Consider the following 20770-nt stretch of genomic DNA (forward strand, 5'->3'; position numbering starts at 1 on the left):
AAGAACTAATTATCTTTTTTGCGTAACGTCAGTTATTCATGTTTAGTCTGCGGTATTGGGGTTGTTTTCCAGCGCACCTTAGTTAATTTCCAGATGTAAAATATAATGACCGAGATTAAGATTATTAGTCCATAGCTCATAGTCAATCCTCAGAGATTCGGGAATCTTACCGCCAATCATAGTTAGATTGCGGGTATAGTTGCGTAAATATATTTTATGGTTATTAAACTTTTCCTCTTTAGTATTGAGCCAATACCGACTGACTCCATAAACCCCTTTTTCCCAAAAATGTCTGTAATTTAACTGACTTTGATGTTGTTGAGTCATAATTACCCTATAGGGGGAAATTTCTAACCAAATTAAATTTTTATGATGGGTAGAAGGGTTATTCGATGCTTGATTATTCCCTCTATTTCTTTCAACGCCATGGAAATCAACATTTTTCAGCACTAAATGAAAGGTGTTTTCTTGTCTTTGATAAATGGTAGCAATGGTGGTAAGTTGTGCTAGAAGGTTAAGATTGGTAGATAGGTAAGAAATAGAAACGGGACGATGTTGCGTTAGCATGGGGTGTGTATTGCTTTATAATTCCATTTTTAGCATACGCTAATTTTTAAGTATTTAAATTTACTGGCAAAAAAAATTATTTTTTCCTTGCTTTTTTTTTTGTCACTAGCTATAATAAATAAATGTGAAGAGCAATCCTCGATAGCTCAGCGGTAGAGCGGTCGGCTGTTAACCGATTGGTCGTAGGTTCGAATCCTACTCGGGGAGTTAAAAAAAATAAAATGTAGTGTTACTATCATACCCTATAATAGTCGAAAATTAATTTTAGATTATTATAGGTTTTTTTATACATGATAGTTGTGGGTTTGATGAGTGGTACTTCTGTTGATGGCATTGATGCGGCAGTGGTAAACATAGAGGGTGATGGTTTAGATTTAACCGTCAATTTATTAGCGGGGCAAACTTTTCCTTACCCCGATGATTTACGCTCTCAGATATTGGCTGTATGTGAAGGGGCTAGTATATCTATGGAGGATTTGGCGAAGTTGGACGGTGCGATCGCCTCTTGTTTTGCTGATGCTACTATTAATGTTATTCCCGAAAATCTCAAAGTTGATTTAATCGGCTCTCACGGACAAACAGTTTTCCATCAACCAGCACAGGAACATCAATTGGGTTATAGTTTACAACTAGGTAGAGGAGAGTTAATCGCCCATCTTACCCACATCACCACCGTCAGTAATTTTCGTCAAGGTGACATCGCCATGGGAGGCCATGGAGCGCCTTTAGTGTCTAAAATTGATTTATGCTTATTTGCCCATCCAAAACATAACCGTTGTTTACAAAATCTCGGTGGTATCGGTAATGTTACTTATCTTCCCGCTAACCATCAACCTCAATGGCAAGAAAAAATAATGGGTTGGGATACAGGGCCGGGCAATGCTTTAATAGATTTAGCCGTACAAAAATTTACCCATAATCAAAAAACCTTCGATTTTGACGGGCAATGGAGTCGGCAGGGTAAGCCTTGTATGCCCCTAGTTAAAACATGGCTAAAACAGGATTTCTTTAATCAAAAACCACCCAAATCTACGGGCAGAGAATTATTTGGACATTTATATTTAGAGCAGTGTTTAAAAGATGCTCAATCCTTCGATTTATCCGAGGCAGATTTTTTGGCTACCCTCACTGAGTTAACAGCCGCTTCCGTTGCTCACAACTATAAGAAGTTTTTACCCACATTACCCCATGATTTAATCTTAGGGGGGGGAGGCAGTAGCAACGGTTATTTAAAGGAAAGACTACAGGCAAACTTACCCACTGTAAACCTTTTAACTACCGATGACTTTAACGTTAGCACAGAGTTTAAAGAGGCGATCGCCTTTGCCATTTTAGCTTATTGGCGGGTAAACTCCTTTACGGGAAACTTACCCGTAGTGACAGGGGCGAAAAAAGAAGCCCTCCTCGGGGAGATTCATTATCCCTAAAAAAATTAATCATCCCAAGTTTCTACCACAAGAATATCACTAACAGGATCTTGCATAGAAAAACCATAGGCAACTAATTCCGACTTAAAAAACGACCATTGATCACCAAATAAAAGTGCAATCTTACCAATACTATCATCGGACTTGATAATCTCAGAATTAACCAATGATACTACTTTCTGTTGCAACTTCACCATGGGATGAATTACCTGCTTATTGGGCATAAAATTCCTAATACTTTACTAAAACGATAAAAATGATTTGATTGTTGAGTAATCTATCGAACCAAGGAAAACTATCTATTTTGCTTAGAGAGTAATTTTTAGCTTCCCTACTCCATTATTACCATAATTAAAGACAATTGACAACCCACTAGAATTTTTTTAAATAGATAACTACTGTAACTGTATCGATTGTTACAAGACTTTTTTCACTAATAAATATAGACAAACTATAAAAACATAAAACGAGGGGTTAGGTAAAAAAATAACTATTAATTAAAGTTAAATTATACCTAACCATAACAGTAACTTATCTCGCTTTTACCTGAACTAAATGCCATAAAAATTTGTTGACTAAATCTTGATTTTTTTTGACATTATCAGGAGAGATTGTTTAGACAATGTTACAAGATAAAAACTAACTCACCGCTTGTAAACTAGACGCAAAATCTTGGGCAAGGGTATCAGTCAACTGCTCATGAACTGGTTGCTCAAAACCTCGGTCAATTTCGCGCATGGTGGCTTTTTTTGCTTCTAAGGCAACTTGTAACACTTTCATGGCTTCCCTTGGTTGCCCCGCACCGCAGAAAAATAAATCGGCGGCAAAGTAACCATGTTCTGGCCATGTATGAATAGCAATATGAGATTCCGCTAGGGTAACGGTAGCTGTTACACCGTGGGGACTAAATTGGTGTACACACATATCAATTAATGTCGCTTTTCCTGCACTGATGGCGTCTAATAATGCTTGACGAATTTTTTCAGGATTATTTAAAAGATCAGCCGGTGCTTCCCAAGCGTCTACCACTAAATGTGTACCCACTTTATTCATTCTTGTCAACTCACTCTATACTCTCTTTGATAATTTGCATGGGTGAGAATTTCTTTTTTTTAAGCACATACGGCAACAGATGTCACCCTTCCCGAAGAAGAAGATTTAGTAAAATATGGGTATTTGGTAAAATCCTTTCTTTTTGTGAGGAAAAATGTTCGCTAGATTTTTCTTTCGGTAACGAGCATTTGAAGTGCTTAAAAATCGATTTAACTCACGTAAGATACAATAATATACAAAGTAATCTTTTTTGTCAAGATATTCTGTTTATTTTTCTCGATTTCTTGCTTGAATATCGGCAATGGTGAAAATACTTTCAAATTGCAATCCTTGAGACTGATAAAACTCAGCGCCCCCGGCTTGACGATCTACTAAAGAGATTATTTTATCTACTTTGTATCCTGCGTTAATCAGTCTTTCCACGGCTAACATGGCAGATTTACCAGTGGTGACCACATCTTCTAAAACTGTTATCATAGAGCCTTCTGGGAGACTGGGTCCTTCGATGTAGGCTTTAGTACCGTGACCTTTAGCTTCTTTACGAATAATTAGAGCGGGAATGGGGTTATTTTCGTAGGCCGAAACCACGCTAACGGCACTGACGATGGGATCTGCCCCTAGGGTAAGCCCCGCTATGGCTTTAGTTTGATCGTCAAGCATGGTATAAATTAGTTTACCTACGGCTAAAGCCCCTTGCGCCCTAAGAGTAACTTGTTTGCCGTTGAGATAAAAATTACTTTTTTGTCCTGAAGAAAGGATAAAGTCCCCTTCTTGATAGGCATACTCTACAAACATATCCAATAGTTGTTGTTTGAGAGATAAGCTGTTATTGTCCATAATATTAAAGATATTTAATTCTAGTTTTCGTTACAATTAGAGCAAACATGATTTTAGCAAACAATTAATTATGTTCCCAAAAATTTCTCGTTTTGTCACCATTGCTGCTTTAACTACTCTTACTTGTGTTATTGCCCATCCTTCCGATGCTAGTGCGTCGGATCAAGAATTAATTAGCCAAAATACATATCAAAATCGCTCTAGGGTGAATTCCACAGAGGTTGTGGAGACAACGGTTAGTCCTCTTACTTTTCCTGAGTTACTTGATGAGGCTTTTCATTATCATAGTGGAGATTTTTTTGAAAAGTCTTCGGTGACTGGTTTCCTTGATTCTATGTTGGGCTTAAGACATGGGGGGGAAGGTTCTTATCCTGAAAATAATATCGCTAGGGATGGATTTCTTTTGAATGTGATTATGACTGATTATTTTAAACAACTTCAGCAGGGTTCTCCCCGTGTACGTACAAGGGATATGGATTCTCCTTTTAGGGATTCTTTACGTACGAATCCTGATTATCTTGTTCCTTAGGAGTTCGACAAAATCCAGGGTACAGGAGTTGAACCTGTCTAGGGCGAATTATGAGTTCGCTGCCTCAACCGCTCGGCCAACCCTGGTCACTTTTACTATTATAAAAGGTAGTAGTACCTTTTTGTCAAATGTTGGGTGATGGTTTCTGGGTTTTTTTGCATAATTAAGGCTTTTAAGGCGGATTTGTTAGTTTTTTTGTCTAAATGGTGTAAATTAGAGTTTGTTTTTCTTTTTGGGGCTGGGGTTTTTGTGAAGTTTTTTGTTATTTAAGTAGTGGGGTAATAGTTGATTATGAATAGTGGTGTAATTACTTTTTTGGTGGTTATTTTTGGTAGTGTTTTTGCAGGAGTGGCTACAGGGGCGATCGCCCATTATATGGGTAATGAATCTTTGGCGGGAATCTCGTCACCTCAAGAAAATCCTACGGCTCAATTCGTGGATGAAAATGATAATTCTGGGGAAGGTTTTTCTTTAATTAATGAGCAAGAAATTCTCACGGAAATTAATGATCTTAAGCAAAGACATAAAAGTTCTCAAAAGTAATTAATTGATTTTGAATTGAAGGTTAGCCCATGAATAATGATTCTAATAATAATTTAAATAAATCTTGGTGGAATCGTCCTTTATGGGGCGATCGTACCATGGTAGAAAAGCTAGAATCAATCATCCATAAAGAACAAGAAAAAATTCCTGAAGAAGTAATCAAACATCATGAACAAGTGATGTCAGAATTAAAAATCTTGACCCCCATTGGTAGAGCTTTAGATAACCCTAAATTTGTTGAACCAGAATTTGTCACCTTCTTTAACATAAACAATCTTTTTGCCCAAGAAATCGGCGAATATGAAGGATTAAGAAACTATGTAGCCCTTTTTCGGGTTGCCGTAGAAGCACAACACACCTTTTTAAAAATTGAACAAATCGAACTTTCTCACCGCAGCACCAAACAACAAGCACTCTATGAATTTGTCCTCAAAAAACTAGAAGAAAAACTCAAACCAGAAGAATTTATTGAAGCATTAAACGCAGAAAGAAAAGCAATTCTACCGGATATAAAAACAGAAGAGGGAAAATTTGCTGTTAATTCCTATGTAGAAACTTTGGAAACTGTGGCCCGTCAAGATGAATTAGCCCTCAAATTATTATACCTTTTTAAAAAGTATAATTTAGAGGATTTTTCCTTGTTAAAAACAGTTTCAGACATGGTCAATTATCTCTTAAATAAAAACCTCCAAAATTTTAATGAAATAGTATTATTTGTCAAAATAAATCGAGAAAAATTTATCAAACTAAGTAACATTATCGAAATCCCCCCAGAAAAAACCAAAGATGAGGATTTCGCCAGAATGTTTCAGTATATAGCCCTCAAAAGAAAATACCAAGATATTTACGTTCAATTCCAAAGACTTTTAGAATTACTAACCTTGTGGAATAGTTTTTATCAAACCACCAAAGATATTAGAAGCCATTATCCCTCCACAGAATTTGCCCATCCCGAAGAATTTGAAAAGCCCATTCCGGGGGAAGACTTATACTTTAGATACAAAAACGTTATTAATCAGCTAAAAAATTAAAGGGAAATGACGATCAAAATTAAATTTTTACCAGATAATATAACCACCGAAGCCGAAGCAGGAGAGCCAATATTAGAGGTGGCATCCCGTGCGGGGGTGTTTATTCCTACGGGTTGTTTGATGGGATCTTGTCATGCCTGTGAAGTGGAAATAGGGCCAGAAGGGGAAGAAGATATAATTTGTGCTTGTATTAGTGCAGTACCTGCGGGAGAAAAAGAGTTGATAATTAATGTATACTCTGATCCTGTTTGGTAACACTTTCATGGAGATTTTTTTTAAATGCCTAAAATTGTTTTAGTTCATCCCCAAATTCCCCCCAACACGGGTAATATCGCTAGAACTTGTGCCGCCACTGCCACAGAGCTTCATTTAGTAGGCCCTTTAGGGTTTGAGATTAGCGATCGCTACTTAAAACGAGCAGGATTAGATTATTGGCCCCATGTGAAACTCTCTTACCATAACGACATCACAGAATTTTTGGACGTGGCCAAACAAAGGGGAGGAAGATTAATTGGTTATAGTGTACGGGGAAAAAAAGATTATTTAGAGTGTGAATATTTCCAAGATGATTGGTTATTATTTGGTAGCGAAACCAACGGATTACCCCCTGAACTTCTGGCACAATGTGATTTGACCAGTTTTATTCGGATGGAGGAAGGAACAGTGCGTAGTTTAAATTTATCTGTTAGTGTGTCGGTGGTGTTATTTGAAACCCGTCGTCAATTGAAAAAATGAGGTTAGGGAGATAATATTTTGCTGTCTCAATTTCTAACGTCATTTAATTATATTTCAGACAATAATCAAGCAATGCTAAAGATTAAGAGAGCAACCTATTTGGGGCTTTTTTAAGCAAAATTGCACATTTACTGATAGATTAAGTTAAAATTTACCTTTAACATTTTTTTTAGATTCAATGACTTTGATGGTGACTTGACAGTAATTTTTTTATTTCTGTTTGTAGTTTTCTGTCTATTATTTTGATTAGTATTAAGTAACAGGAACAAAACGATGAATTTTCAACAGACATCTAACCATGTTTATAAGGGAGCATTTGCGATCGCCCTTGGAATCATTGCCATACCAGAATCAGCATCAGCGGTAGTTATCAATGAATCATCCATAAACAGCCCTACTTTGCTAGTGAGCAACCCCGAACAAATCGCCTCCTTAAACCCCAATCAGGGGGAATTGAACCAAAACAGCGAAACATTAGAGAAAACAGAATTCGACATTGCCAGTAACCGTAGATTAAGACAACTACTTAGTGCCAATGATCAACCTGAATTGTCTGCGGTGTTTCAACTAGAGAATCAAGACACAGAAAATATCATCAGCGCCCAAGAAATTAGCACCTATCAAAATAACCCAGAAACCAATAATTCCTCACTAAACTTCACACCCACCCAAGAAACCACCATCGCCCAATCCCAACCCATTCCCATTGCCGTAGAAAACGTTAACCAAGATGTTAACCAAGGGATTCCCATTCAAGTAGTTCCCGCCGTGGAAAATAACTCAGAAAACTTCTCTCAAAATCAACCCGTTTTAATTCCTACCCAAACAGAATTTAGCTTTGAAAATAATACCCCTACACAAGACTTTCAAAGCAACAACCCCAATACCTTCAATGACAATTCTTCTACCTCTGGGGAAGACTTTACCCAAGCCTACGAGCCTGAATATAGAGAAACCGCAGTAGTACCCATTGAGGTGCAAAGTTTTACCCCCAATAATCAACCCACCCTCATCAGTAATCAAGAAACATTTGATTTTAACGTTAGGGAATTAAATAACAATGATCCTACCCAAGTAACGCCTCCCCGAGAAGTGGCATCAATTCCCATTCAGATAGATTTTTATAACCCTGCCAATATGCCGCCCCCGGCTAATATTGATTCCCCTGATATTCCCCCTCAACTTAATTCCCCTGAGCAGTTTTTGCCCGAAACCGAACGACCCTTTAACGGTTATATTTGGCCGGCTAAGGGGGTGTTTACCTCTGGGTATGGCCCTCGTTGGGGTAGGATGCACCGAGGAATAGATATTGCAGGGCCTGTCGGTACTCCCATTGTGGCGGCCGCTGATGGAGAGGTGATTACCTCTGGTTGGAGTACAGGGGGTTATGGTAATTGGGTTCGTATTAGACATAATGATGGTTCTATTACCCTTTATGCACACCATAGCCGTAACCATGTGCGCCGTGGACAGAGGGTAAGACAAGGGCAGTTAATCGCTGATATGGGTAGTACGGGTTTTAGCACGGGGCCCCATCTTCATTTTGAGATTCATCGTGGAGGAAGGGCGGTTAATCCTATGAGTCATTTGGCAAGAAGATAGTTTCTTTTTTGGCGTTGCTGATTTTAGGTATAATTTTTCGTTGAGAAAGGGAACAGTTGTAATATTTAGGGGTCTTAGTTTCTTGTGTCGTTCAACTATATTTCATACCATAATTAAGCAATGCCATTTTTTTTTAAAGTAATCCCTTAGTCATGGGGGGTTACAATGGGGCTATCTTGTTTTTAGTTTTTGTTGTTCAATGAGTTATGGTTCATATTCACTGCATCAATCCTCAATGTAATGCTACTAATTCGCTGGGTGATGGTATTTGTGGGGAGTGTAATAGTCCAACGGTTAGGCGTTATTTGTGGGTGATGGGTGGAGAGGTTCAAGGTTTTGAGGGACAGACTTTGATTGACGATCGCTTTTATGTGATTAATGATCATGTTGTTTTAGATACTAAGCCTCAAAAAGTCCCTAGTTTTCCTGATCATGTTCCCTCGAGTATTGTTCCTTATCAGCGTCTTTTTCCTCAACGATTGCATGTACCTCAAGTTTATGGTGCGATCGCCACGGCAAACAGTGATTATATTTGGTTATTAGAACATCAAACCATTCCCCTTGATGAGTCGGGGGAGTTAAATTATCCTCAAATTTTTCCTACCCTGAGTAGTTGTTGGGTTGAGGCTTCCCCCCTCAGACAGTTAAATTGGTTATGGCAAATGGTACAACTTTGGTACTACTTCAAAAAACAAAAGATTTTATCTAGCTTTTTGGCAAAGGATAACTTACGGGTAGATGGGGGCATTGTCAAGATAATGGAATTGACTACCGATGACCATTACAAGCCAACTTTACAAGACTTAGGCAACATATTAGAGCCTTTGATGGCCGATAGTGCCGATATTGTCCAAGAAATTATTACTAATATAGTCCTCTGTTTACAACAAAAACTAATTACCAGTACAGGAGAACTGATCAAAATTTTAGATCAAGCCCTCTTTATCCTCGGGGAAAATTATTATCAAAGAAAATATCACATCCTCACTAACACTGATGGGGGTAAAAAAAGAGGAAATAATGAAGATGCTTGTTACCCCCCTGCCTTAGAATTAAAAGAAAATGTCACGGGAATTAATACTTTAACCATTGTTTGTGATGGACTAGGGGGACAAAAAGGCGGTGAAATTGCCTCTAATTTAGCCATAGACACCCTCGGGAAAGAATTAAACCAAATTTATCAAAAACAACTCAAAGACACCCTTTATAGCCAAAATTGGACTCCTTTAATTGATAAAGAAAAGATTCTCAAGGCCATATCAACTGCTAATGATCAAATTGCGGAAATTAATAATGAGCAGGGAAGTAAGGATCGGGATAGAATGGGAACAACGGTAGTGTTGACCTTAGCTTTGGATCATGAAGTATATTTAGGTCATGTGGGGGATTCTCGTATTTATTTAGTTACTTCTGGGGGTTGTCATCAATTAACGGTGGATGATGATTTGGCATCGAGGGAGGTGCGTTTAGGTTATAGTTTTTATCGGGAGATGACTAATAATCCTCAAGCTGGGGCTTTAATTCAGGCTTTGGGTACGGATTATGCGAAGAATATTCGTCCTCATATTAAACGTATTATTCCCGATGAGGATTGTATATTGTTGTTATGCTCTGATGGTTTATCGGATTTTGAAAGGGTTGAGCAATATTGGCGTAGGGAAATTTTACCGATTTTGTCGGGGGGGTTGTCTTTATCTGAAAGTGTTGCCCGTTTGATGGATATTGCTTTGACGAAAAATGGTCATGATAATGTAACTGTTGGTTTAGTGTATTGTCAGATAGGGAGGGTGGATGCACCAAAACAGAGGCAATTATCTTGGGCGAGTTTGGGGGCGGTTTTGCCTGATTTACCTCAGCCTGATTTATCGGCGGTGACGGTGGTTAGGAAGAATAATTTTTTTGAGCGTTATAAGTTTGGGATTGCTATTTTGTTGGTGATGGTGGGTATTGTTTTGGGGGTGGTTTATCATCAGTGGAAGTCTAACGAAAGTCCTTCTAATTCTTCTTCTCGGGTTTGGCTATATGATGGATAGGGGCGGTGATTGGTTACGGGGGGAGTTAAATAATATTTGGGGATATGATGATTTTCGTTATCCTCAACGACAGGTGATTGAGTCTTTTTTGGCAAAACGAGATTGTTTGGTGGTGATGCCTACGGGGGCGGGAAAGTCCATTTGTTTTCAGTTACCTGCTTTGGTTTCTGAGGGTTTAACTTTGGTGGTTTCTCCTCTGATTGCTTTGATGGAAAATCAGGTTGGGGAGTTGAAGCATAAGGGGTGGGCGGTGGATTTTTTACATGGGGAGATGGGTAAGGGCGATCGCACCAGGGTAATATATAAATTGGAACAACAAGAATTAAAGTTATTATATCTTTCCCCTGAAACCCTTCTTAGCCCCGTGGTATGGCAAATTATCAGCCGTGAGGATTTCTTGATTAACGGTTTAGTTATTGATGAAGCCCATTGTGTGGTGCAATGGGGCAAAACTTTTCGCCCTAGTTATACTCGTTTGGGGGCAATTCGCCCTAGTTTATTACAAGTAAAGCATAATCACCCCCTAATGGCGATCGCCTGTTTTACCGCCACAGCATCCCTTACTACCCAAAAAATAATCTGCGACACCATAGGTTTAAATAATCCTCAAAAATTTATCATCAGCCCATACCGTCAAAATATACAACTAAAAATTAAACAAATTTGGACTCCAAGGGCAAGAAAAAAACAATTAATTAACTTTTTAAATAATACAAAAAGACAGAGTGGTTTAATCTATATTAGAACGAGAAAAGAAGCTGAAAATATTTCTAATTATCTTAATCAAAATGGTTATGTAAATAAATCATATCATGGGGGCTTACCTAGTATTAAAAGAAGACAAATAGAACAAGATTGGTTAGAAGAAAAAATTAAATTTGTAGTTTGTACCAATGCTTTTGGTATGGGAATTAATAAACAAAATTTACGATGGATAATCCATTATCAAGTCCCCTTATTACTATCGGATTATCTTCAAGAAATAGGTAGAGGTGGACGAGATGGTAAGCTAAGTCAAGCCCTTAGTATAATCAGTGAATCTACAGGTATATTTGATAATACGGATAAAAAAACACGCTCTTTTTTTATGGCTCAAACTCTCCAATATTATCAAGAAACACAAAACTTATTACCAAATTTTTCTCGTCAATCTACTAATTTTGTCTCCAAAGAAAATGAGTTATATTTAGGTATATTAACCACAGCAAAACAACTAAATTGGTTAAATCCTTTTCAGTTTCAGTTAAAATTAAATCAACCTCAAAAAAAAATTAATGAAATGATTAAATATGAAAAACAATTAATCATACAAATGGAACAATATTTAACCACTAAATCTTGTCGTTGGAGTTTTTTAATGGGGGCTTTTAACCATCAAATTAATTCTTCTTTTCGTTGTGGAGTTTGTGACAATTGTACTAAAAATTAGGGCTTAATATGATTAAGGGATAGAATAAAGAAAAGTAAACATAAATAGGTTTTATCCAGCGCACCTTAAATCATAATTTCATTTGTAAAGCCTGTCTTAATTCATCTAAATGAAGAGGTTTGGTAAGATAATCATTCATTCCCGCTTGAAGACAAATATTTTTATCACCTTCCATGGCATTAGCCGTCATAGCAATAATATGAGGTTGACGGATGTTATGTTTGCGAATCCATCGGGTAACCTCTAAACCATCCATTTCTGGCATTTGTATATCCATAAAAATAATGTCATAATCAACATTTTTTACCGCTTCAATGACTTCTAAACCATTGACAACTGTGTCGCATTTATATCCTAATTTTTTGAGACTTAAAATAGCTACTTTTTGATTAACTTTATTATCTTCAGCCAATAGTATTTTATATTGTTTGTTATTAGCTAATCCGTTTTTTTCTACATCCGTATCAAGAGTTGTTATTATTCCACTAGATACAGGTAAAATGACCGTAAAATAAAAGGTAGAACCTATCTTTTCTTCACTCTCAAACCACATTTCACCGCCCATCATTTCAGCTAATCGCTTACTAATTACTAAGCCTAATCCTGTGCCACCATAATGACGACTAATGGAATTATCTATCTGAGAAAAAGGTTTAAATAATTTATTTTGTCTATTTTTAGGAATACCTATTCCCGTATCTTTGATACTAAATTTAAGACGACATTTTTTATCCCTAACCATACTATTACTGAGGGTAACTTTTACCGAACCTTCCTTGGTAAATTTGATAGCATTACTAATTAAGTTTAATAAAATTTGTCTAAGTCTAGTTACATCTCCTCGAAAATATTCACAATTTAAAAATTGATGATGATAAATTAATTGAATGTTTTTAGCACTAGCTTGAAACTTCATTAAATCAATAATACTTTTGATAGAATCTAATAAATTAAATGATTCATTTTCTAACTCTAATTTCCCTGATTCTATTTTAGAAAAATCCAGAATATCATTGATAATAACTAATAAACTTTCTCCACTGTGGCGAATGATTTTTACAAAGTCTTCCTGTTGAGAATTTAAAGGAGTATCCGCCAATAAATTTGTCATCCCTATTACCCCATTCATGGGAGTGCGAATTTCATGACTCATCATGGCTAAAAATTCACTTTTGGCACGGTTTGCCGAATCAGCTTCCTTCCTTGCTTGGGATAATTCATGATTTTTGAAAGCTAGTTGATTTAGTCGTTGTTTTTCCTGTTTTAAGAGGTTTGATTGTGCGATCGCAATTCCTAACTGAGCGGCCACGGATTCAATTAAATCAACCTCTTGGGGCGTCCATTCATGGAAATAATCACAATGATGAAGGATAATCACACCATTAATTTTACCCTGATAAAAAGTACCAATAGTTAAAATAGACTTAAGATGAATGGTACGACAGTAACCAATTATCGAAGCAAAAGCACTATCCTTATAAATATTATTAGAGGCGATCGCCCCTTCTTGATATAAAATCTTATTAAGATGAACATTCCCTTGAATCGGCACAGGAAAAGCCATAATCGAAGGATAATCACCCTTAGAATATTCTGCCCTCAAAGGCATAGAAAAAAAAGGCTCAAACAAACAATCATGAATCAAACAACGATTCACCCCAAAAGCCAAACCAATCTCCTGCGCCGCCGTCGCAAAAATATCATCAGGATTAAGAGTGCGACGAATCTTATCCGTAATACTACCTAACAACAAACTCTTATCCAACTCATCCTTTAACTGCTTCTCCGCCCTTTGTCTTTCCGTAATATCAGAAAGAATAGCCACAAAAACCCTCCTCTTACCCTCATCCACCAATTGTAGATGTACCTCCACAGGATATAAACTATTATCACGGCGACGATGAATAGTCTTAAAAACTAAAATCTTTTCTTCCCCCATCAACAAAGGATGTATTAACCCTTGAAAACTATCCCTATCATACTCAGGCTTAATATCTATGGGAGTCATCTTTTGCAACTCCTCCAAACCATAACCAATATTATTTAAAGCCCCCTGATTCACATACTCAAACAAAAGAGTATCCGCACTAAAAACATAAATTTCATTTAAACTCACCTCCAAATAATGGGCTAACCTTCTCCTCTCCGCCTCCAAAACCGTCTTCTCCGTCACATCCCTTAAAATCACCGTAGAAATAACATCTTCATCCGTAACTAACCGAGAAATAGAAGCCTCAATGGGAAATTCCTCCCCCCCCTTTCTTCTTGCCAAAACAAACCTTTTATCATCACCCATACCACCACAAGAATTTATCTCCCCCCGAGTCTCCAAATTTTTCCCATGACGACGATACCCCACAACAAACCTATCAGGTAACAAAATATCCAACGGTTTACCCAAAACCTCCTCAGGAGTATAACCAAAAATTTGACTTGCCCCCTGATTAAACATAATGATTTTTTGCTCATCATTAATCGAAATAATCCCATCTTGGGCAACATCCAAAATACCAGCCAAAGTTGACTTTGTTTTTTCCAACTCCCTCTGTATTTCATTGGATTTAACCAACTCCTCCTGATATTGCCCATTAAGATTAGTTAACTCCAAGGTGCGCCTAGCCACCTTTTTTTCTAACTCTAAACTATTATCCTTCAACTGATTTAATAAACTTGCCTGTTGAATACCAATAGACAATTGAATCGCCAACTTTTCTAAAAACTCAACCTCCTCAGCTTTCCAAGGGCGAATTTCCTCACAACTATGGGCAATTAATAATCCCCACAAACATTGATTCACCTCCAAACCAATGGCTAAACTACTGCGAATACCAAAACTAACCAACAAATCCCGATAACATTCCCTTAAATCACCACCATCAACATCCCCAATGATTTTAGTAGCAAAAGACTTTCCCGAATTTAACCATAAATCCTTAAAACAATTATCCTCAATTACCCTATCCTTCAAAGAATACTGAGAATCAACAATAGATTCAATCACAAAAAGACTTTTCCCATCCTCCGCCATCCGAAGAATAACCACCCTTTCCACCGATAACAAATTTCTCACCTCATCCACTGCCCCCCGTAAAATCCTATTTAAATCCAAAGATGAGCGAATGCGCAACGATATATCCAGTAATAACCTCTCCCTTTTTTCCGCCTCCTGTAAACTTTCCTGTTGTTGTTTAATTAGTTGCTGTAACAACTCCGTATTTTTACTTTCTAACAACTCCACCTGCTTTTCAAGCACAATGATTACATCTTGTAACTCACGGGGATCAATTCCCTCTAATACGCTACTTTGGGTAATAATACCCTGAAGATAACCTTGACTATCAACCACCACCAGACGGCGAAAACCTTTCCTTTCCATCAATTTATGGGCATCCCAAAGGGAAGAAGTCGCCCGAATCACCCGCAAAGGTTGAGTCATTACCTGTTGCGCCTCCAACTCATCCATATTCAACCTTAAGGCTTGATACCTAACAATATCCTTTTCCGTAATAATCCCGCAGGGTTTAGCCTTATCCCCTTTCTCCTCATCCACCACCACCACACAACTAATACGATTATTGGCCATTAAACGCACCAAATCAATCAGCTTTTGCCCTCGAGAAGCACAAACTATATTACCCCTCATTACTTCTTCTACATGACGATGCTTCAAAAGATCAAGGGGTTGTAAAGTAGCCCGAATGGTTTCGGGAGTCACAATACCCACCACCCTCGATTTTTTATCTACCAAGGGTAAATGTCTAATTCGATGTGTCTTTAAAATATCTACTAATTCTAAAACGCTTCCTACCTTATCTTCCTCAAAAGTAATTACATCCCTTGTCATAATTTGTGCCGCTACAATATTTTCTAAGGAAGAATTTTGAGCCGAAATTTTAACAATATCCCTTTCGGTAATTAAACCAACTAAACGTTCATTATTAACTACTAATGCACAACTAAAATGCCTATTTTTGTGAATGTATCTTGAATTTTTATTCTCTATTAAATTTTCTGATTTTATTTGACTAAGTTGTTCAACAACATCCAATAAGCTAGTATCTAGTTTTACTGTAATATAGTTATTACTTAAGACTTTATTTTTCATTACTTGAGGGCGATTATCAGTGGACATTATTTACGGATTGATAATGGTTAGTGGCGAAAAAAAATAAACATTAGAAAATTATAAAAAATATTGTCATTGTTTGTGGTTGATAACTTCGTCAATTTATTGTATTAACTATCTTATACTAAATAAAATTTTATCTTAATTATTATGGCTGTTGGCATTTGGATTTTAGGTGATCAATTAAATAAAAATAATTCTGCATTATTAAGTCGTTTACAACAAAAAAAAGATACCTACATACTTTTTATAGAGTCTTTTAATCTAGGCTCTTTACAGACTTATCATTGCCAAAAATTGGTTTTAATTTGGTCGGCTATGCGTCATTTTGCCCAAGAATTAAAGGAAGATGATTGGCAAGTGTCTTATGTCATTAATGACAATTTTCAGCAATCTTTCATAAATTGGATAAAAAATTATCAAATTACAGAATTACGCTTGATGAGTCCTAGTGACGATCGCACCGTACTTTTTAATCAAATTAATTCATCTAATAACCATGATAGATCTTTTTTTAGCTTCCTCAAAGAAATAGATATAAATTGTCATATCAAACTTTTTCCGAATAGCAATTTTTTGTGGCAAAAAGAAGAATTTAAACAATGGGCGAAAAAAAGAAAAAAGTTGATTTTAGAAGACTTTTACCGAGAAAGTCGCCAACGATTTAACATCCTACTAACGGAAGACAATAAACCCATCGGTGGAAAATGGAATTTAGATAAAGAAAACCGTCAACCACCAAAAAAAAATCTGCAAACTCCTGTTACCCTATTTTTTAAACCCGATAAAATAACCTTAGAAGTCATTGAAAAAGTAAAAAAAATCAATGATAAAACCTATGGGAAAATAGATAATTTTCAGTGGGCAGTAAAAAGAGAAGAAGCCTTAAAAGTATTAAATCAGTTTGTACAATATAGATTGAATTTTTTTGGTAAATATCAAGATGCCATGATAACAGAAGAAAAATTTATGTGGCATAGTTTAATTTCTCCTTATTTAAATATTGGCTTATTACAACCTTTAGAGGTAATAAAAACTGTAGAAAATGCTTACTATCAAGGAGATTATCCCCTCAATTCCGTAGAAGGATTCATCAGACAAATACTAGGATGGCGAGAATATATGTATAGTTTATATCACTATGTTGATGATAGTTATTTTAGTAGTAATTGGTTTGATCATCAAAACCCTATTCCTGACTTTTTTTGGGATAGTAACAAAACTGATATGAATTGTTTACATCAAGTGTTAAAACAGACGGAAAATACTGGGTATGCCCATCATATTCAACGATTAATGATTTTAAGTAATTATGGTTTGGTGGCTGGTATTTCTCCTCAAGAGTTAAAAAAATGGTTTCATGCGGTTTTTATTGATGCCTATGACTGGGTAATGCAAACTAACGTATTGGGCATGGGGCAGTTTGCTGATGGGGGGATTTTAGCATCAAAACCCTATGCCTCTTCGGCTAATTACATTAATAAAATGAGTGATTATTGTAAGGGATGTTGTTATAATCCTAAGGAAAAGTTCACAGAAAATGCTTGTCCTTTTAATTATTTATATTGGAATTTTTTGGCTAGACATGAGGAAAAGTTACGCACTCAAGGGCGGATGAATTTGGTTTTAAAACATTTGGAAAAAATGTCAGAAAAAGATTTAGAAACTATTAATTTTTTAGCACAAAAAAGAATTAATAATGATGAACATTAAATTAATTTACTATCATTCACCATATAATAATTTGGCGTTTGTGAATTAAGATATGATTTTTAGTGGAGTTTGGCCATAGGAAATGGGTAATAGTAATACTATACATTTACTGCAATTCAATAATGCTTCATACTCAAAATCAGTAATGCCAATAATTTTTGTTGCTTATATGAAATAGAAAAAAGATTGCTATAAATATAATTAACTTCAGTATTTCCCGCCTTGTAATTCATTACAAGGCTACGGATTTTTCGTTCAATAAATTGAACTTTTATGTTTGGAAATAAATGGATTCAGCACCCATAAATCTATACAAGGAATGGTCAAGGGTTTTAACCTAAATTGAGGTTAATTAGGCTGGGATTTTATTTGAGAGGTTTTATTTGTCGTAAACATTTAAGTATTTCATATTACTTGTTTAAAAGCCTTACAAAATAAGCATTATGATATTTTATAACGCTTCATTCTAATTTTGATTAACTATAGAAAAACGACTTAAATCAGGATAAAGATTGGCAATACCTTCGGGGGTAGCAGGGCAAATTCCCCTATCGGTAATTAAACCAGTAATTAGACGGGCAGGGGTAACATCAAAACCATAGTTAACCGCAGGGCTATTTTCAGGGGTTAATAATACCTCGGTAATTTCTCCATCTTTTAATCCTTTAATATATTTTACTTCCCTTGCGTCTCGCTGTTCGATGGGAATTTGTTTTACACCGTCGCTGATTGTCCAATCAAAGGCGGAATAAGTAAGGGCAACGTAAAAAGGGATGTTATTATCCTTGGCGGCTAATGCTTTGAGATAAGTGCCGATTTTATTGGCTACATCTCCAGTATAGCTGGTGCGATCGCTCCCTACAATAACTATATCCACCATACCATGTTGCATGAGATGACCACCCACATTATCAGGGATGACGGTATGGGGGACCCCCTGTTGCCCCAATTCCCACGCTGTCAGTCTTGCCCCTTGGTTACGGGGGCGGGTTTCATCCACCCACACATGGACTTTTAAACCCCGACGATGGGCTTGATAAATGGGAGATGTTGCCGTGCCATTATCCACACAACCAAGCCATCCTGCATTACAGTGGGTAAGAATATTAACCGTGTCGCCCTGTTTTTTGTCACTGATAGCCTTGATTAACTCGAAACCATGTTCACCGATACTCTTACATAATTGTACATCCTCAAGGGCGATCGCCCCTGCCACTTCCAAAGTTTTTGCAATGATTGCGTCTATGTCATTGCCCAAGGGTGCAACGGCTTCTAACTGACGATTTACCGCCCATTCCAAATTTACCGCCGTCGGTCGAGTAGCGCACAATTTCGCCCCCATTGCCCTCAAAAACCCTTGCACCTCAAATTTATCCTGAGCCTTGGCTTCAAGGGAGGCTAAGTACATTCCATACCCCGCAGAAGCACCGATTACCCCTGCTCCCCTAACGTGCATTTCCTTAAGGGCGATCGCCACATCATCCACCGTCCTTAAATCCTCAATGACAAACCGATGGGGTAAATGTCGTTGATCAATTATTTGTATTACCGTAGGTTCATCAGCCTTTAACCAAATAGTACGAAAAGCCTTCCCATTAACATCCATATAACAACTTCCCCATCATGGTCAAAAAAAGCATCCTATCATGACAAGAGGCAATAGGCAATAGGGTGAGAAATAATACTATGCAGACAATCAAACAATGTACAATGGACAATTAGGAGTTAATTAAGTTTCCCTCGGTTTTTTACTGATAAATCTTCCATTATCAACTATCAATTATCCATTATCAATTAATATGAAACCTGCCCGTATTAGTAAGATACTACCCCAATCCATTGCCGAAGAAATCGGCTTTGAAATAGGAGATTCTATCGTTAGCATTAACGGAATGCAACCTAGAGACTTAATCGATTATCAATTTCTCTGTAGCGATGAATACCTCGAACTAGAAGTTATCGACAAATACGGCAAAAATCACCTAGTAGAAATCGAAAAAGACTACGACGAAAACCTAGGCTTAGAATTTGAAGATGCCCTCTTTGATGGGCTAATTCAGTGTAACAACAAATGTCCCTTTTGCTTCATTGACCAACAACCCGACGGCAAAAGAGAAAGCCTCTACCTAAAAGACGATGATTATCGCCTCAGTTTCCTCTATGGTAGTTATCTCACCCTCACCAACCTAACCACTAGAGAATGGAATCGCATCGAACAAATGCGCCTCTCCCCCCTTTATGTTTCCGTCCACGCCACCGAGGCAGATGTTAGAATTAGACTACTAAAAAATCAACGGGCAGGGGAAATCAAGCAAAATTTAGCATGGTTTCAAGAAAAACGTTTACAAGTCCATGCCCAAGTGGTAGTATGCCCCAATATTAATGATGGTAAACACCTAGAAACCACCCTCAACGATTTATTTTCCTTCCACCAAGGGGAAATTCCTGCGGTAATTAGTGCCGCCGTTGTGCCAGTGGGTTTAACCAAATTTCGTCCCCAAGAAGATGAATTGATTCCCGTCAGCCGAGAAAAAGCCAAGGAAGTTATTAAACAAGTCCAAGCCTTACAAGAAAAATTTAGGGAAAAATGTGGCTCTACTTTTGCTTGGTTAGCCGATGAATGGTTTTTAATTGCCCAAGAAGATTTACCCCCAGAGTCTCACTACGAAGATTATCCCCAAATTGGTAATGGTGTAGGCTCAATTCGACAGTTTTTAAAGGAATTTACCACCATTGCTGATGAAAATTTACCCGCCCAAATAGCCCAACCACAAGAATATACTTGGATTGTGGGTAATGCGGTGGAAACAGCCTTTCAACCCCTCGTGGCAAGGTTAAACCAAGTAGAAAATCTCAATGTTAATTTAGTGGCTTTAAATAGTGACTATTGGGGGCAAGAAATCACCGTCACGGGTTTAATTACGGGGCAAGATTTACTGGCGAAATTACCCGATAAGAAGTTAACTAAAAAGATTCTTTTACCTTCGGTGATGCTAAAACATGATGAGGCGAAATTTTTAGATGATGTTACCATCGCACAGTTAGAAGAAAAGCTCAATGTGGAAGTCATTCCCGTTAATGGTATCAAGGAGTTAATGGAGGTAGTTTCTTTATCGTAGGTTTTAGGGGGCAGGTGACAGGTGGC

At 37.1% G+C, this 20770-nt stretch carries 16 protein-coding genes, 2 tRNA genes and 1 pseudogene; 12 read left to right on the plus strand and 7 right to left on the minus strand.

Annotated elements, in window-relative coordinates; genetic code table 11:
- Window positions 1-78: 78 nt before the first annotated feature.
- Entirely contained in the window at window positions 79-567 is a 489-nt protein-coding gene (locus IQ215_RS09310) for a hypothetical protein (protein ID WP_193801036.1), read from the minus strand.
- 135 nt (window positions 568-702) lie between these two features.
- Between IQ215_RS09310 and IQ215_RS09315 the strand changes: the two genes are divergently transcribed.
- Window positions 703-774 (plus strand) — tRNA-Asn (locus IQ215_RS09315).
- An 83-nt stretch (window positions 775-857) separates the two neighbouring features.
- Window positions 858-1994 carry an anhydro-N-acetylmuramic acid kinase gene (locus IQ215_RS09320; RefSeq protein ID WP_193801037.1) on the plus strand — a complete coding sequence of 379 codons (1137 nt, stop codon included), beginning with the start codon at window positions 858-860 and terminating at the stop codon, window positions 1992-1994.
- A 5-nt stretch (window positions 1995-1999) separates the two neighbouring features.
- Here IQ215_RS09320 and IQ215_RS09325 read toward each other — a convergent pair whose 3' ends face one another.
- The 3 genes from IQ215_RS09325 to pyrE all read right to left on the minus strand — a co-directional run bounded on the left by IQ215_RS09325 (window position 2000) and on the right by pyrE (window position 3884).
- Window positions 2000-2218, minus strand: a complete 219-nt coding sequence (locus IQ215_RS09325; RefSeq protein WP_193801038.1) for a DUF4327 family protein — start codon at window positions 2216-2218, stop codon at window positions 2000-2002.
- A 415-nt stretch (window positions 2219-2633) separates the two neighbouring features.
- Window positions 2634-3047 (minus strand): adenosylmethionine decarboxylase, encoded by a 414-nt coding sequence (gene speD, locus IQ215_RS09330; RefSeq protein WP_193801039.1) that lies wholly within the window; start codon window positions 3045-3047, stop codon window positions 2634-2636.
- A 267-nt stretch (window positions 3048-3314) separates the two neighbouring features.
- Window positions 3315-3884 carry an orotate phosphoribosyltransferase gene (gene pyrE / locus IQ215_RS09335; protein ID WP_193801040.1) on the minus strand — a complete coding sequence of 190 codons (570 nt, stop codon included), beginning with the start codon at window positions 3882-3884 and terminating at the stop codon, window positions 3315-3317.
- A gap of 70 nt (window positions 3885-3954) precedes the next feature.
- Here pyrE and IQ215_RS09340 point away from each other — a divergent pair, with 70 nt between their 5' ends.
- Window positions 3955-4413, plus strand: coding sequence for a hypothetical protein (locus IQ215_RS09340; protein ID WP_193801041.1), 459 nt, complete (start codon window positions 3955-3957; stop codon window positions 4411-4413).
- Between the two features lie 13 nt (window positions 4414-4426).
- Here the strand turns inward: IQ215_RS09340 and IQ215_RS09345 are convergent.
- Window positions 4427-4499 (minus strand) — tRNA-Ile (locus IQ215_RS09345).
- A gap of 205 nt (window positions 4500-4704) precedes the next feature.
- On the opposite strand from IQ215_RS09345, the gene IQ215_RS09350 reads away from it, so the two are divergent.
- The 7 genes and pseudogenes from IQ215_RS09350 to IQ215_RS09380 all read left to right on the plus strand — a co-directional run bounded on the left by IQ215_RS09350 (window position 4705) and on the right by IQ215_RS09380 (window position 11786).
- Window positions 4705-4956 (plus strand): hypothetical protein, encoded by a 252-nt coding sequence (locus tag IQ215_RS09350; protein ID WP_193801042.1) that lies wholly within the window; start codon window positions 4705-4707, stop codon window positions 4954-4956.
- Between the two features lie 29 nt (window positions 4957-4985).
- Complete coding sequence (locus IQ215_RS09355) at window positions 4986-5987, plus strand: hypothetical protein (RefSeq protein ID WP_193801043.1); 1002 nt, start codon at window positions 4986-4988, stop codon at window positions 5985-5987.
- A gap of 6 nt (window positions 5988-5993) precedes the next feature.
- Entirely contained in the window at window positions 5994-6242 is a 249-nt protein-coding gene (locus tag IQ215_RS09360; RefSeq protein WP_193801044.1) for a 2Fe-2S iron-sulfur cluster-binding protein, read from the plus strand.
- A gap of 24 nt (window positions 6243-6266) precedes the next feature.
- Window positions 6267-6722, plus strand: coding sequence for a tRNA (cytidine(34)-2'-O)-methyltransferase (locus IQ215_RS09365; RefSeq protein ID WP_193801045.1), 456 nt, complete (start codon window positions 6267-6269; stop codon window positions 6720-6722).
- Between the two features lie 1224 nt (window positions 6723-7946).
- A pseudogene (locus IQ215_RS14555) lies at window positions 7947-8324 on the plus strand (M23 family metallopeptidase); the annotation flags it as partial.
- Between the two features lie 206 nt (window positions 8325-8530).
- Entirely contained in the window at window positions 8531-10357 is a 1827-nt protein-coding gene (locus IQ215_RS09375; protein ID WP_193801047.1) for a PP2C family protein-serine/threonine phosphatase, read from the plus strand.
- On the plus strand, window positions 10347-11786 hold the full coding sequence (locus IQ215_RS09380; RefSeq protein WP_193801048.1) for a RecQ family ATP-dependent DNA helicase: 1440 nt from the start codon (window positions 10347-10349) through the stop codon (window positions 11784-11786). Before IQ215_RS09375 ends, IQ215_RS09380 begins: the two co-directional genes overlap by 11 nt.
- A 70-nt stretch (window positions 11787-11856) precedes the next feature.
- On the opposite strand, the gene IQ215_RS09385 is transcribed toward IQ215_RS09380, so the two are convergent.
- Entirely contained in the window at window positions 11857-15918 is a 4062-nt protein-coding gene (locus IQ215_RS09385; protein ID WP_193801049.1) for a CBS domain-containing protein, read from the minus strand.
- Between the two features lie 144 nt (window positions 15919-16062).
- Between IQ215_RS09385 and IQ215_RS09390 the strand changes: the two genes are divergently transcribed.
- On the plus strand, window positions 16063-17625 hold the full coding sequence (locus tag IQ215_RS09390) for a cryptochrome/photolyase family protein (RefSeq protein ID WP_193801050.1): 1563 nt from the start codon (window positions 16063-16065) through the stop codon (window positions 17623-17625).
- Window positions 17626-18091: 466 nt separating this feature from the next.
- Here the strand turns inward: IQ215_RS09390 and mtnA are convergent, their stop codons facing one another.
- Complete coding sequence (mtnA, locus tag IQ215_RS09395) at window positions 18092-19231, minus strand: S-methyl-5-thioribose-1-phosphate isomerase (protein WP_193801051.1); 1140 nt, start codon at window positions 19229-19231, stop codon at window positions 18092-18094.
- A 193-nt stretch (window positions 19232-19424) separates the two neighbouring features.
- Here mtnA and IQ215_RS09400 point away from each other — a divergent pair, with 193 nt between their 5' ends.
- Window positions 19425-20744: a TIGR03279 family radical SAM protein gene (locus tag IQ215_RS09400; protein WP_193801052.1), complete on the plus strand. Its 1320-nt coding sequence runs from the start codon at window positions 19425-19427 to the stop codon at window positions 20742-20744.
- The last annotated feature ends 26 nt before the right edge of the window (window positions 20745-20770 follow it).

The sequence above is a fragment of the Cyanobacterium stanieri LEGE 03274 genome, assembly GCF_015207825.1.
Taxonomy (GTDB): Bacteria; Cyanobacteriota; Cyanobacteriia; order Cyanobacteriales; family Cyanobacteriaceae; genus Cyanobacterium; species Cyanobacterium stanieri_B.

What these genes read in the sequence shown, in the direction of transcription:
- IQ215_RS09310 (WP_193801036.1), bottom strand. Translation starts at nt 567, where the DNA reads ATGCTAACGCAACATCGTCCCGTTTCTATTTCTTACCTATCTACCAAT.
- IQ215_RS09320 (WP_193801037.1), top strand. Translation starts at nt 858, where the DNA reads ATGATAGTTGTGGGTTTGATGAGTGGTACTTCTGTTGATGGCATTGAT.
- IQ215_RS09325 (WP_193801038.1), bottom strand. Translation starts at nt 2,218, where the DNA reads ATGCCCAATAAGCAGGTAATTCATCCCATGGTGAAGTTGCAACAGAAA.
- speD (WP_193801039.1), bottom strand. Translation starts at nt 3,047, where the DNA reads ATGAATAAAGTGGGTACACATTTAGTGGTAGACGCTTGGGAAGCACCG.
- pyrE (WP_193801040.1), bottom strand. Translation starts at nt 3,884, where the DNA reads ATGGACAATAACAGCTTATCTCTCAAACAACAACTATTGGATATGTTT.
- IQ215_RS09340 (WP_193801041.1), top strand. Translation starts at nt 3,955, where the DNA reads ATGTTCCCAAAAATTTCTCGTTTTGTCACCATTGCTGCTTTAACTACT.
- IQ215_RS09350 (WP_193801042.1), top strand. Translation starts at nt 4,705, where the DNA reads ATGAATAGTGGTGTAATTACTTTTTTGGTGGTTATTTTTGGTAGTGTT.
- IQ215_RS09355 (WP_193801043.1), top strand. Translation starts at nt 4,986, where the DNA reads ATGAATAATGATTCTAATAATAATTTAAATAAATCTTGGTGGAATCGT.
- IQ215_RS09360 (WP_193801044.1), top strand. Translation starts at nt 5,994, where the DNA reads ATGACGATCAAAATTAAATTTTTACCAGATAATATAACCACCGAAGCC.
- IQ215_RS09365 (WP_193801045.1), top strand. Translation starts at nt 6,267, where the DNA reads ATGCCTAAAATTGTTTTAGTTCATCCCCAAATTCCCCCCAACACGGGT.
- IQ215_RS09375 (WP_193801047.1), top strand. Translation starts at nt 8,531, where the DNA reads ATGGTTCATATTCACTGCATCAATCCTCAATGTAATGCTACTAATTCG.
- IQ215_RS09380 (WP_193801048.1), top strand. Translation starts at nt 10,347, where the DNA reads ATGATGGATAGGGGCGGTGATTGGTTACGGGGGGAGTTAAATAATATT.
- IQ215_RS09385 (WP_193801049.1), bottom strand. Translation starts at nt 15,918, where the DNA reads ATGTCCACTGATAATCGCCCTCAAGTAATGAAAAATAAAGTCTTAAGT.
- IQ215_RS09390 (WP_193801050.1), top strand. Translation starts at nt 16,063, where the DNA reads ATGGCTGTTGGCATTTGGATTTTAGGTGATCAATTAAATAAAAATAAT.
- mtnA (WP_193801051.1), bottom strand. Translation starts at nt 19,231, where the DNA reads ATGGATGTTAATGGGAAGGCTTTTCGTACTATTTGGTTAAAGGCTGAT.
- IQ215_RS09400 (WP_193801052.1), top strand. Translation starts at nt 19,425, where the DNA reads ATGAAACCTGCCCGTATTAGTAAGATACTACCCCAATCCATTGCCGAA.